The following is an 11,407-nucleotide window of genomic DNA, read 5'->3' as shown; positions in this document are numbered from 1 at the left end:
GCGGGCTCGATCCTCAGATGTACATCGCGGGGTCGATGTAGTAGGTCGGGTCGACGCCCTCTTCGCGCTGCTTCTCCGTCCGCACCCGCACGACGGCGGGAATGCCGGTGGCAATGGACCCCGCGGGCACGTCACGGGTCACGACGGCGTTGGCTCCGATCGCGCTGTCGTCCCCCACGGTCAGTGGGCCGAGCACCTTGGCGCCGGCGCCGATGGTCACCCGGTGGCCAATCGTGGGATGGCGCTTGACCTGTTGCAGGGTCCGGCCGCCCAGGGTGACCCCGTGATAGATCATCACGTCGTCGCCGACCTCGGCCGTTTCGCCGATGACCACACCCATGCCGTGGTCGATGAAGAAGCGCCGACCGATCGTCGCGCCGGGATGGATTTCGATGCCGGTGAGGAAGCGCGTCAGCTGCGTCAGGATCCGCGCGGGCCCGCGCAGCGCCGGCTTCGCCCACAGTCGGTGGGCCAGCCGGTACGACCAGATGGCGTGCAAGCCCGAGTAGACGATCGCGTTCTCCACGTCACCACGCGAGGCGGGGTCGTGCGCCCGCGCGTTCGCCAGATCCTCACGCAGGGTCGAGAGCAGGGTCACGTGGCGGTCAATCCCTGATGTGGTCGAACAGCACGGTGGAGATGTAGCGCTCGCCGAAGTCGCAGACGACGGCGACGATCAGCTTCCCGGCGTTCTCCGGTCGCTTCGCCAATTCCAGTGCCGCCCAAATGATCGCACCGGAGGAGATGCCGCCGAGGATGCCCTCCTCGGTGCCCAGTTCGCGGGCGACCCGCACGGAGTCGTCGAGCGTGACGTCGATGATCTCGTCGTAACTCCCCCGGTCGAGGATCTCGGGGACGAAGTTCGCGCCGATGCCCTGGATCTTGTGGGGGCCGGCCTCACCCTTGGTCAGCAGCGGCGAATCCAGCGGTTCGACACCGACGATCTGGACGCCCGGCTTGCGGGCCTTCAGGACGTGCCCGACACCGGTGATGGTGCCGCCGGTACCGATTCCGGCGACGAAGATGTCGACCTTCCCGTCGGTGTCGTCCCAGACCTCCTCGGCGGTGGTCGCCTCGTGGATGGCCGGGTTCGCGGGGTTGGCGAATTGGTCGGCGGCCACCGCGTTCTCCGTCTCGGAGATGATCTGCTTGGCCCTCGCGACGGCGCCGGCCATGCCCTCGGACCCCGGGGTGAGGACGATCTCGGCACCGTAGGCGCGCAGCATCACCCGCCGCTCGGTGGACATCGTCTCCGGCATCGTCAGGATCACCTTGTACCCGCGGGCCGCGCCGACCATGGCCAGGGCGATGCCGGTGTTGCCACTGGTCGCCTCCACGATCGTGCCGCCGGGCTTCAGCTCGCCGGACCGCTCGGCCGCGTCGATGATCGCCACGCCGATGCGGTCCTTGACGCTGTTGGCCGGGTTGTAGAACTCGAGTTTGGCCACGACCTGCGCACCGAGTCCGTCGGTCAACCGGTTCAGCCGGACGAGCGGGGTGCGCCCGACCAGCTCGCTGACGTTCTCGTAGATCCTGCCCATGGCTGACCCTTCGTCGTGGCCGGTCGGCACCGGCGCCGTGTCTCGAGTTTATGCGCGAGGTCGTCGGGGCGAGTCGGCGCGGGCACCCGGCCCGGTGGCAGTGACGAATTCGTACCAGGTTCGCGGCGTAGGTTTCGACGGCGGCGGGCATAACCGATGGGGTCGCCGCGGGTCGTGTCGGCCCGAACGAGAGGAGCTGCGGCGTTGACCGTCACCAGTAGAGCCGCGGTCGGATTCCGGTCCGAGCGCGGCCCCGTACTCATTTCGGTGATGCTGAGCACCGGCCTGGTCGCCATCGACTCGACGGTGTTGGCGACGGCCGTGCCGTCGATCGTCGGCGAACTGGGCGGCTTCCACCAGTTCCCGTGGTTGTTCTCCGCTTACCTGCTGGGGCAGGCCGTTACCACTCCGATCTACGCCAAGCTCTCCGACGTCTTCGGCCGCAAACCGATCCTGCTGTTGGGCATCGGCCTGTTCCTGGTGGGCTCCATCCTGTGCGCCGGCGCGTGGAACATGCTGGCGCTCATCGTATTTCGAGCGGTCCAGGGCCTCGGTGCCGGTGCCGTCCAACCGACGGCGATGACCATCGTCGGAGACGTCTACACCGTGGCCGAGCGCGCCAGAGTGCAGGGATATCTCGCCAGCGTGTGGGCGATATCCTCGGTCGTCGGCCCGATGCTCGGCGGCGCGTTCTCCCAACTCGGCATCTGGCGTGGCGTGTTCCTGATCAACATTCCGCTGTGTCTGGTCGCCGCGTGGATGTTCAACCGGCACTTCCACGAGACCGTCGAGCGGCGGCATCGGGCGGTCGACTCGACGGGCGCCGTGCTGCTGGCCCTGGCGATGACGGCATTGGTGCTCGGCGTTCTCGGCGGTGGGCAGAGCTGGGCGTGGATCTCCGTGCCGAGCATCGCGGCGTTCGCGACGGGCGTCGTCCTGCTGATCGCGTTCGTGTTCGTGGAGCGGCGAGCTGCCGAGCCGATTCTGCCCCTGTGGGTGTTCTCCCGCCGACTGTTGTGTGCGACCACGATCGTCGCGTTCGGCGTCGGGGCCATCTTGATGGGGCTGACGTCGTACGTGCCGACGTTCCTGGAGGGCTCCCTCGGCGTCGAACCCATCGTCGCGGGTCTCGCCCTGGCAGCCCTGACGATCGGTTGGCCGGCCACCGCGGCGGTCGCCGGAAGGCTCTATCTGCGTTGGGGTTTCAAGTGGACGGCCACGGTCGGCGTGGCGCTGGTGATCGTGGGCGCCTCAGCGCTGGTGGCCACGGTCGGCCATCCGAACGTGGCCGTGGTGGCGGCGGCGTGCTTCGTGATGGGCGGCGGCATGGGACTGCTGGCGGTGCCCACCTTGATCGCCGCGCAGTCCAGCGTCGAGTGGGAGGAACGCGGCGTGGTGACGGGCAACAACATGTTCGCCCGTTCGTTGGGCAGTGCCATCGGCGTCGCGATCTTCGGCGCGATCGCCAATTCGATCTTCGGCGCCGGTGACATCCACGCCGTGGGGCCGGCGGCCATTCAGGCGGGCTCGGCGGCGGTGTTCACCGGCGTCCTCGTCGTCGCGGCGGCAACCGCCGTGGCGGTGGCCGCCATGCCGCGCACGCCGGTGACCCGCGCATCGGAGTGAATGGGCGACGCCGTCACCGGACGAGCACTTCGAGCTCGGCTCGGTACCGGGCTCGGTCCTGCTCGGACAGCGGTGGCGCGAATTCGACGACGATCGTCTCGAGCTGGAAGAGATCACGGGACGCCGCGAAGTTCTGTGCGCGCGCCGTGGTGTCGAAGGACTTCACGCGCACGGTGTCGGTGACCACCGACTGTTCACACGCGCTGGCAGGACATTCTTGGGCGGTGGTGTCCACGGCGTTGGGAGCGGGAAGACCGGCCGCCACCAACGCGTTGACGACGCCGCGGGCGCTCAGGGCGCCCAGCTCGCCGCCACGGGTGGCCGTCGTAGCCAGCGTCGAGGGACGAGCCACGGCCGACGACGCCGGGGGTGGATATCCCGGCAGGGTGCTCGAACAGCCGCCGAGCAGGCACGCCGCCAGTGCGCCGAGCACGAGGGCCCGGCCGGGCACGGGGTCAGACAAGGAAGCCGTCGCTTACTTGCCGCACGGCCGGTTCGCCCCCCGCACGGGTGAACGCGGTCAGTGCGCGGACCAGTCCCCGGCGTTCGTCGGCGGGCATCTTGGCGACGGTGTCGGCGAGTACTCGACGCCGCTCGTCGGTGACGGCGGCGACGGCCTGCCGTCCCCGATCCGTGAGGTTCACCACCAGCTCGCGCCGCGATTGCGGGTTCGGTCGTCGGTCGATGAGCCCGGCACCGACGAGCCGCTCGACCATCCTGCCGGTCGTCGACGGTTGCACGTCGAGGAGGCCGGCCAGGGTGGCGAGGTTGACGGGCCCGCGGGTCGACAGGATCACCAGGGTCCTGAACTGGGCGATCGTCAGCGTCTCGTCGTTCTCGGCGATGGAGCGCGCCGAGATGGCGACCAACAGACGTGATGCGGTCAGGAGCGCGTCGGTGATCGCATCCACCGAATCCTGCGCGTCGGTTGCGCCTCGCGCCGGCATGTGACTCCTCCGTCCGAATCCGACCTCGCCTGAGGGTAGGAGCAACTGTTGCATACTGCAATGGTGAACATGGACGCGGCGCCACCGCCCGACCTCGCCGCCGTACTCGTGGCCTGGACGGCGTCGCCGGTGGCCGATCTGCTGATCATCCTCGGCCTGACGGCCTACCTCGCCGCGCTCGTCAAGCTACGCAGGCGCGGACAGCGGTGGGCACCGTTGCGCACGTCGGCCGCCGCGGCCGCCGCCGTGCTGCTCGTCGTGGTGGTCAACGGTCCGTTGGCCGTCTATTCGCATCATTTGTTCTGGGTGCACATGATCGTGCATCTCGTGCTCATCACCGTCGTGCCGGCCCTGCTGGTCTGGGCGCAGCCCATCCGGCTGCTCCACGATGCCGGCGGCCCGCTCGTCGGCGACCGCGTCGACCGGATACGGCACGGGCGGACGTTTCGGTGGCTGATCTCGCCGCGGCTCACGGTGCCGCTCTACGCCGCGGTTCTGGTACTCACCCACCTCACCGGCTTTCAAGAGGCCATGAGCCAACACGAGTGGATCCATGACGGCGAGCTGGTGCTCTACTTCGTCGCCGGATACCTCCTGCTGCTTCCCCTGGTCGGCGACGAACTGACCACCGATCCCCCGCTGGCCCACTTGCTCAAATTCGTCGTGCTCGCCATCTGCATGTTCCCCGACACCCTGGTCGGGATCATGCTGATGATGACCAGCACGCCCCTGGCACCGGCATACGCGGCCTCGCGTGACTGGGGACCCTCCGCCCTGGTCGACCAGGCGACCGCCGGAGCGATCATGTGGTTCGGCGGCGACGGCTTGATGATGGTGCTCATGGTCGTCGTCGGCGGTCGGTGGGTGTCCAAGGGTGACCGGGCCGGCGCCAGCCTCGGGCCGTGGCTGGACGGCGTGCGCAGGGGTGCGACCCTTGGTGCCGACTCGACGTCGGACGGCTCGGTCGACATGGACGACGACGAGGCGGCGCTCGCGGCCTACAACGCCCGGCTTGCCGCGCTGCACGACGCCACCCGTCACGGCCGAGGGCGGTGACGAAAGCCTCGACACCCGACGGGCCAACGGCACGTCCGGGCAGCCCCGCTGCGATACCGTAAGAGGCACCCGCGCCCTTGCCCACGTGGCGGATCGCGGTCATCCGTCCGGCCGGAAGGACGCACTGCCATGACGCGCATGGCTGGGCTCGTGGTCGCCGACCGCTTCAAGCTCAAGCGACTCATCGGATTTGGCGGCACCGGCCAGGTCTGGGAGACGACGGATCTGCGAACCAAGGACCTCGTCGCCCTGAAGATCCTGCGCGACGAGGTTTCCGAAGACGTGGTCACCCAGGCGCGGTTCCGGCGCGAAGCCGACACGATTGCCTCGCTCGACCATCCCGGCATCGCCCGCTTCGTCGACTACGGCCACGTCCCCGACCCCTCCCCGCTTGGCGGGCGCACGATCACGTACCTGGCGACCGAGTTCATCCGTGGTGAATCCCTCAGCGCGCTGATCCACCGATCCGAGCGACTGCCGCCGGGACGGGCGCTCAACGTGCTCGAGGGCATCGCCCGCGCGCTCGGGCACGCACACGCCGCCGGCGTGGTGCATCGCGACGTCAAGCCCAGCAACATCCTGGTCACCAAGGACGGCTCCGCCAAGCTCACCGACTTCGGCATCGTGCGGGTATTGGGCGAGGCCACCCTGACCCACGTCGGAACCGTGATGGGAACGGCGCGGTACATGTCACCCGAGCAAGCCCGTGGCGACGTCGCCACCGCGGCCAGCGACGTCTATTCGCTCGCGGTCGTCGGATACGAGATGATCACCGGCACAGCGCTATTCGCCGGCCAGGATCCGCTGGCCATTGCCATGAGTCACATGGAGGACGAGCCCACCCCGCTGCCCGACGCCGTCGGCAAGCCACTCCAAGCCCTCATCGCCGGGGCCCTGCAGAAGGACCCCCGCCGGCGACCGGCGAACGGAACGGAGTTCGCCGAAGAGATCGCCGCCGCGCGGCGACCCATCCGCGTGCCGGCCCGCTCGACCAGCGGGGCGACGCGAGTACGTGGGCTTCTCAAGGGGTTTCGCCGCCACTGAGCGGCAGGTGCTCGTGCGCTGTCACGGCAGAACGTCTGGGGTGCTTCTCATTCCACGGATGAAGAGTGCGATATGCCGCCGTGCAGTGGCTCCCCAGTCCGGACCGTACGGCAACGGCATGGCGATGAGCGTGCCGCACACGATGACGTCGAGCGCCGTCACATCGGCATGGACGGATCCATTTGCTCGACCTTCGGCGAGGAAGTCGCCGATCGCCGCGCCGATGCGCGCCTTCGCCTCGAGGGCGGCGTCGTCGGCGAGTGGTTGGCCACCACGAAGTGGCATGGCCACCAGCTGATTCGCGATGGTCAGGCACTCCTCCAGGTAGGCCTCGACGGCGTCGGCACCGGTCAGCCCGTCCGCCTTGATGCGGCTCAGTGTCGTCAGCAGCAGTTCGTAGCCACGGCGCTGCAACTCCTCGAGCAAACCGGCACGGTCGGGAAACGCACGGTAGAACGTGCCCACGCCGACGCCAGCGGCGTCCGCGATCTCGCTCAACGGCACTTGGTAGCCGCGCACCGCGATGAGGTCGGCAGCCGTGCGCAGGATCTTCTCTCTGTTTTCGACGGCGTCCCGCCGTTCGGCTCGCGGGCGCCGACGCGGAGGCTCTCCACCGGGCATCGACCGAGTCTCACACAGACTCGTCACCGGTAGGGAACCGGCCATTGGTCACCGCCGCCGGGCAGGTGTAGCTGCCACCGATGCTCACGGCACGGGGTGACGGGCAAACGCCAGCACGCGGTCGGGATCGAGGGCGTCCCTGATGGCGCGGAGTCTGTCTCGGTCGACCGGTGGCAGGGCATCGGCGGAATCGGGCTGCCCCTCCCGAAACGAGGGGGCGGACCGTCCGACGTCGGCAGCGCGCCCCGCATTCTCGACGGCGCGGAGTACCTCGTCGGTCCGGTGACGGCTGCCGTCGTCGGCGCCGATGCCCACCGCGTGCAGGAGGAACGGCGCGGGTACGGTGGTCATCGCACCCATGGGACCGACTGTCCGAGAGTCCGTGTGGCGCAACTCAATCATGTTCAGCCCACCGGGTTGCCCGATTCGTGCCGCGTCGAACATCGAGGTGGCGAGGTCTGCACCGGCGGCACCGAGCCACCGACCGGTGCCACGGGCAGGTACGGCGGCGGGCGGGTCGAGATGGATCTGCGCCAGCGACACGATGTCACCTGCTGCGGTGGTGTCGACCACCGGTGGTGCCGCCGCACACACGGCGTCGTGCATCGGCCCGAGGTGTTCACCGCCGTCGGGTGAGGCGTAGGACAGGTGCACGACGGTGGTGCCCAGTAGATCGTCGGGGAATGGGCCGTCGGGCGGCAGGTGTAACAACGACAGCGAGCTGGTGACCGAGTCGCTGACCGTGGCGGTGGCTGCGGCCCACGCCGCCGCTACCGCGGGAAGGGCATCGACCGGCCACAAGAGGTAACCGGTCCACAATTCGGGGACGTCGACCAGGTCGAGCTCGATCGACGTGGCGATCCCGACTGGCGCTCCGCCTCGGAACGCCCAGAGTGCTTCTCGGTCAACCGATTCCGGGGCATCCTCAACCGCCCGCCGAATTCGCCCGGTGCCGTCGACGTACTCGACCGATCGCAGGGACGCCGAGGCCAGTCCGTGCTTGCGGACGAACCAGCCGACTCCGCCGGCGAACGTATAGCCGCCCACGCCGACGGTCGGCGAGGTGCCGCTCAACCCGAGCAGTCCGTGCGGTGCCGCTGCGGCCTGCACTGCCGGCCACATCGCGCCCGTGCCGACTCGCGCGACACCCGCCGAGACGTCGACGGAGTCGAGCGCGGACGTGTCCAGGAGCACGGCCTCAGGACCGATCGGTGCGGCTGCACCGTGCCCCGTGGCCTGGACGATGACACGGCTGCCCGATTTCGACGCGACGGTGACTGCACGCGCGACGTCGTCGGTCGACCGCGCCGTCACCACGGCGGCGGGATGCTGCGGGAAGCTTGAGTTGTCCGGAGTCGTTGCCGCGGTGTACACGTCGTCTCCCGGTTGGTGCGTGACACCGGGCAGCTCCGCACGCAGAACCGCGACGAGGGCCTCAGTCATCGTGCCCCCTCGGGATGAGTGCGAAGACGGGGATGACGCGCGTCGTCTTGCGTTGGTAGTCAGCGAATCCGGGATAGCGCTTGGCTTGCTCTGCGTACGTCACGTCGCGGTCGGCACCGGTGAGCTCGACCGCGCGGACGTCGAGTTGCCGGTCCCCCACCTCGATGCTGACGTCGGGGTGCGCGGTCAGGTTCCAGTACCAGGCCGGGTTGCGGTCGGCACCCGCGGCCGAAGCGAACACCAGGTAGCGATCGCCGTCGGCCATGTACATCATCGGGCTGACCCGTTCCTCACCGCTCTTCGCACCGATACTGTGCAGCAACAGAACTGGGGCACCCTCGAAGTTTCCGCCGAGCTTGCCGTGGTTGGCGCGGAACTCCTCGATGTTGCGCGCATTGAAGTCGTCGTCGGTCATGACGCCTCCTCGTCGACGTCGGTCAACGCCGGGTAGTCGGTGTAACCGTGCTCCCCGCCGGTGTAGAAGGTCGCGGGGTCGGGATCGTTGAGCGGCGCGCCGGCCCGCAATCGGTCCAGAAAATCGGGATTGGCCAACGCCCACTTGGCTACCGGCGCGACGTCGGCGAGGCCGGCCGCCACGTCGTCACCGAGTGCGTCGAGAGTCCGGCCATCCCTGATCAGCAGCAGCGGGTTGGGCCAGAGTGCGCGGAGGTCGGCGAGCAGCCCGTGATCGTCGAAGGAGTACACGTCGAGGAACGCCAAGTCGAGCTTGGCGAGTTCGGCGACCAGGTACCGGTACGACTCGTGGGTCTCGGGGCCCTCGTCCAGCCCACCCAGTGGGGCACCCGGGGAGAGCCGGATGCCGACGCGGTCGGCGCCGATGCGGGCGCTCACCGCCGCGGCGACCTCCAGGGTGAGCCGCGACCGGTTCTCGATGGAGCCACCGTAGGCATCGGTGCGGTGATTGGCATTCGGTGCCAGAAACTGGTGCAGCAGATAGCCATTCGCGCCGTGAATCTCCACGGCGTCCGCACCGGCTCCGATCGCCATCTCAGCGGCGTGGGCGAAGTCCTCGACGGTCGAAGCGATGTCGTCGACGGTCAGCGCGCGAGGCGTCGGGGCCGGCTGCTTGCCGGTAGGCGTGAACATGTCCACGCCGGGGGCGATCGCCGACGGCGCCACCGGTACGCGGTGATGTGGGGTGTTGTCGGGATGGGCCATGCGTCCGACGTGCATCAACTGAATGACGAGGTGTGCGCCACGGGCATGCAGTGCGTCGGCAATCGCGCGCCACCCCCGGACGTGCTCCGGGGTGTAGATCCCCGGCGTGTTCAGATAGCCCTGGCCGTCAGCCGATGGCTGCGTCCCCTCGGTGATCAGCAGGCCGAATGCGGCGCGTTGCGCGTAGTACTCGACGGCCATCGGTGCCGGCGTGCCGTCGTCGAGGGCGCGGCTTCTGGTCATGGGCGACATGGTGATTCGCTGCGGAAGCCGCATGCGCCCGATCGTGATCGGATCCCACATGTCGGTCATGTCTCACTCCTCTCGAGGCCGCTCGGTGGTCGAGTGGTGCGCGTGCAGCGACACATATACGGACGATTTATTCCGATTAAGCTGAGCATCCCTCCCCTGAGCCATTTCGTCAAGCGGTCGCCACGGCAGACCACACCCACACCAGCGGGCCTCGGCCCCCGAGGTCGACGCGGCGGAATCGTCATCAGAACCATTGCCACACAGCAATCTTGGAACACCCGTCCAGGCGCCGCGGACGTCGCTCGCACACAGTGCGTCGTCGACGCACTGCCACGGCCGCGAAAACCGGCTTAGACTGAAGCGGACACATTCGTCCGGATAACCGGGAAGGCGGCACGCGTGTCTGCAGTGGGACGGTCGCAGGGATGAGCCGGCAACAGCGCGACGCGTTGGACCAATTGCTACGGGATGGGCCACTGGACATCGGCGGGGACGTCGCCGTCCAACGCCCCCTCTTCGAGGCCATGGCCGGCGCACAGCCACTGCCCGACGACGTCGCGGTCACCCACCGTGTCCTCGGCGGCATCCCCGTCGTCGACGTCGACGTAGCCTCGGTCTCCACCACCGACGACGTCATCGTCTATTTACACGGCGGTGGTTACGCATTGGGATCGGCGTCGACGTCGCTCGGGCTGGCCTCGGACCTCGGCCGCCACGCACGGGCGCGAGCTACCTCGGTGGACTACCGACTCGCCCCCGAACATCCTCACCCCGCAGCAGTCGACGACGCACTCGCCGCATATCGCGGGCTGCTCGCAGAGGGCCAACCGGCGTCGCGCGTCGCGATCGCCGGTGAATCGGCCGGGGCCGGACTGGCTTTGGCCACCTTGATCGCAGCCAGGGACGCCGGCCTGCCGTTGCCCCGTGCGGCGGTGCTGATGTCGCCGTGGGTCGACGTCACGCTCAGCGCGGTCAGCATGACGAACAAGGCCGCCGCCGATCCCGTTCTGAGTGCAGCGGCCCTGCGACGGCGCGCCGACGACTACGTCGGAACACATGACCGCAAAGCGCCCCTGATCAGCCCGCTGTTCGCCGACCTCCACGGCCTCCCCCCGCTGCTGATTCAAGCCGGGTCGCACAAAGTCCTCCTCGACGACGCGACACGACTCGCCACGTACGCTGCCGCCGCGGACCTCACCGTCACCCTCGAGATCACAGCCGGTGTGCCGCACGTCTTCCAGGGGTTTGCCGGCATCCTCGACGAAGCGCGCACGGCGTTGTCCAACGCCGGGGCGTTCATCCGCAACCACCTGGCGTCCTAGTAGTCGAGAACGAGCGTGACGGTCGTGGCGCCGGCGAGAAGCAGAAACGCGACCGCCCCTTGCATGGCGGGATCGCCGGCACGGACGTGGGCGACGATGGCGCCGGTGAAGTAGAGGACCAACCCGATCGCAGCGGCGATTGCCAGTGGTGGGAACCAGATGCCGGCGACGAGACCGATCGTCGAGGCGACTTGCAGCGCCCCGAGGGCGGTGAGCTGAGGGGGCGTGACGTGAACCGCTGCCATCATGCTGACGATTCTCGGTGCGCGGATGAGCTTCATCACCCCGGATGCCAGCATCGCCAGGCCGAGCACGACGGACAGGATGAGAGCGGCGACATGCATGAAGACTCCTTGAATGAGTGGCGGTGAATGCC

Annotated in this window: 13 protein-coding genes; 4 read left to right on the top strand and 9 right to left on the bottom strand. The window is 68.6% G+C overall.

All coding sequences use genetic code 11. The features are described from left to right. Positions 1 to 13 precede the first annotated feature (13 nt). Together epsC and cysK are read right to left on the bottom strand one after the other, a co-directional pair. Entirely contained in the window at positions 14 to 598 is a 585-nt protein-coding gene (gene epsC, locus H7J06_RS23255; protein WP_264041627.1) for a serine O-acetyltransferase EpsC, read from the bottom strand. A gap of 7 nt (positions 599 to 605) precedes the next feature. Beyond that, on the bottom strand, positions 606 to 1,541 hold the full coding sequence (gene cysK / locus H7J06_RS23250; RefSeq protein WP_264041626.1) for a cysteine synthase A: 936 nt from the start codon (positions 1,539 to 1,541) through the stop codon (positions 606 to 608). 156 nt (positions 1,542 to 1,697) lie between these two features. Between cysK and H7J06_RS23245 the strand changes: the two genes are divergently transcribed. Continuing rightward, the gene (locus H7J06_RS23245) at positions 1,698 to 3,167 is read left to right on the top strand and encodes an MFS transporter (RefSeq protein ID WP_372515391.1); all 1,470 of its coding nucleotides are present in this window, start codon (positions 1,698 to 1,700) and stop codon (positions 3,165 to 3,167) included. Between the two features lie 13 nt (positions 3,168 to 3,180). Here the strand turns inward: H7J06_RS23245 and H7J06_RS23240 are convergent, their stop codons facing one another. Together H7J06_RS23240 and H7J06_RS23235 are read right to left on the bottom strand one after the other, a co-directional pair. Continuing rightward, positions 3,181 to 3,630 (bottom strand): hypothetical protein, encoded by a 450-nt coding sequence (locus H7J06_RS23240; RefSeq protein ID WP_264041624.1) that lies wholly within the window; start codon positions 3,628 to 3,630, stop codon positions 3,181 to 3,183. After that, the gene (locus H7J06_RS23235; protein WP_264041623.1) at positions 3,623 to 4,114 is read right to left on the bottom strand and encodes a MarR family winged helix-turn-helix transcriptional regulator; all 492 of its coding nucleotides are present in this window, start codon (positions 4,112 to 4,114) and stop codon (positions 3,623 to 3,625) included. Before H7J06_RS23235 ends, H7J06_RS23240 begins: the two co-directional genes overlap by 8 nt. 60 nt (positions 4,115 to 4,174) lie before the next feature. Between H7J06_RS23235 and H7J06_RS23230 the strand changes: the two genes are divergently transcribed. Both H7J06_RS23230 and H7J06_RS23225 read left to right on the top strand, forming a co-directional pair. After that, positions 4,175 to 5,170, top strand: coding sequence for a cytochrome c oxidase assembly protein (locus tag H7J06_RS23230; RefSeq protein WP_264041622.1), 996 nt, complete (start codon positions 4,175 to 4,177; stop codon positions 5,168 to 5,170). Positions 5,171 to 5,299: 129 nt separating this feature from the next. Further along, a complete protein-coding gene (locus tag H7J06_RS23225; protein WP_264041621.1) occupies positions 5,300 to 6,214 on the top strand; it encodes a serine/threonine-protein kinase in 915 nt (304 codons plus the stop codon). A 21-nt stretch (positions 6,215 to 6,235) separates the two neighbouring features. Here H7J06_RS23225 and H7J06_RS23220 read toward each other — a convergent pair whose 3' ends face one another. The 4 genes from H7J06_RS23220 to H7J06_RS23205 form a co-directional block, all read right to left on the bottom strand. After that, complete coding sequence (locus H7J06_RS23220; RefSeq protein WP_264041620.1) at positions 6,236 to 6,835, bottom strand: TetR/AcrR family transcriptional regulator; 600 nt, start codon at positions 6,833 to 6,835, stop codon at positions 6,236 to 6,238. An 84-nt stretch (positions 6,836 to 6,919) separates the two neighbouring features. After that, on the bottom strand, positions 6,920 to 8,278 hold the full coding sequence (locus H7J06_RS23215; protein WP_264041619.1) for an FAD-binding oxidoreductase: 1,359 nt from the start codon (positions 8,276 to 8,278) through the stop codon (positions 6,920 to 6,922). Next, entirely contained in the window at positions 8,271 to 8,693 is a 423-nt protein-coding gene (locus H7J06_RS23210) for a nitroreductase family deazaflavin-dependent oxidoreductase (protein WP_264041618.1), read from the bottom strand. Before H7J06_RS23210 ends, H7J06_RS23215 begins: the two co-directional genes overlap by 8 nt. Next, on the bottom strand, positions 8,690 to 9,769 hold the full coding sequence (locus H7J06_RS23205) for an alkene reductase (RefSeq protein ID WP_264041617.1): 1,080 nt from the start codon (positions 9,767 to 9,769) through the stop codon (positions 8,690 to 8,692). The genes H7J06_RS23210 and H7J06_RS23205 overlap by 4 nt, the downstream gene beginning before the upstream one ends. A gap of 365 nt (positions 9,770 to 10,134) precedes the next feature. Between H7J06_RS23205 and H7J06_RS23200 the strand changes: the two genes are divergently transcribed. Beyond that, complete coding sequence (locus H7J06_RS23200) at positions 10,135 to 11,031, top strand: alpha/beta hydrolase (RefSeq protein WP_264041616.1); 897 nt, start codon at positions 10,135 to 10,137, stop codon at positions 11,029 to 11,031. Here H7J06_RS23200 and H7J06_RS23195 read toward each other — a convergent pair. Next, the gene (locus tag H7J06_RS23195; protein WP_264041614.1) at positions 11,028 to 11,375 is read right to left on the bottom strand and encodes a DoxX family protein; all 348 of its coding nucleotides are present in this window, start codon (positions 11,373 to 11,375) and stop codon (positions 11,028 to 11,030) included. The two genes, H7J06_RS23200 and H7J06_RS23195, sit on opposite strands and share 4 nt — an antisense overlap. Positions 11,376 to 11,407: the final 32 nt, after the last annotated feature.

The organism is Mycolicibacterium hodleri (genome assembly GCF_025822245.1).
Lineage (GTDB): Bacteria > Actinomycetota > Actinomycetes > Mycobacteriales > Mycobacteriaceae > Mycobacterium > Mycobacterium hodleri.
Note: the sequence above shows the minus strand (reverse complement) of the source record. Positions and strands in the feature narration are given on the sequence as shown.

Bases quoted from the DNA above. Each gene is read 5' to 3' on its own strand.
- H7J06_RS23205 (WP_264041617.1), bottom strand. From the start codon at position 9,769: ATGACCGACATGTGGGATCCGATCACGATCGGGCGCATGCGGCTTCCG.
- cysK (WP_264041626.1), bottom strand. From the start codon at position 1,541: ATGGGCAGGATCTACGAGAACGTCAGCGAGCTGGTCGGGCGCACCCCG.
- H7J06_RS23195 (WP_264041614.1), bottom strand. From the start codon at position 11,375: ATGCATGTCGCCGCTCTCATCCTGTCCGTCGTGCTCGGCCTGGCGATG.
- H7J06_RS23210 (WP_264041618.1), bottom strand. From the start codon at position 8,693: ATGACCGACGACGACTTCAATGCGCGCAACATCGAGGAGTTCCGCGCC.
- H7J06_RS23225 (WP_264041621.1), top strand. From the start codon at position 5,300: ATGACGCGCATGGCTGGGCTCGTGGTCGCCGACCGCTTCAAGCTCAAG.
- H7J06_RS23215 (WP_264041619.1), bottom strand. From the start codon at position 8,278: ATGACTGAGGCCCTCGTCGCGGTTCTGCGTGCGGAGCTGCCCGGTGTC.
- H7J06_RS23245 (WP_372515391.1), top strand. From the start codon at position 1,698: ATGGGGTCGCCGCGGGTCGTGTCGGCCCGAACGAGAGGAGCTGCGGCG.
- H7J06_RS23235 (WP_264041623.1), bottom strand. From the start codon at position 4,114: ATGCCGGCGCGAGGCGCAACCGACGCGCAGGATTCGGTGGATGCGATC.
- H7J06_RS23230 (WP_264041622.1), top strand. From the start codon at position 4,175: ATGGTGAACATGGACGCGGCGCCACCGCCCGACCTCGCCGCCGTACTC.
- H7J06_RS23200 (WP_264041616.1), top strand. From the start codon at position 10,135: ATGAGCCGGCAACAGCGCGACGCGTTGGACCAATTGCTACGGGATGGG.
- H7J06_RS23220 (WP_264041620.1), bottom strand. From the start codon at position 6,835: ATGCCCGGTGGAGAGCCTCCGCGTCGGCGCCCGCGAGCCGAACGGCGG.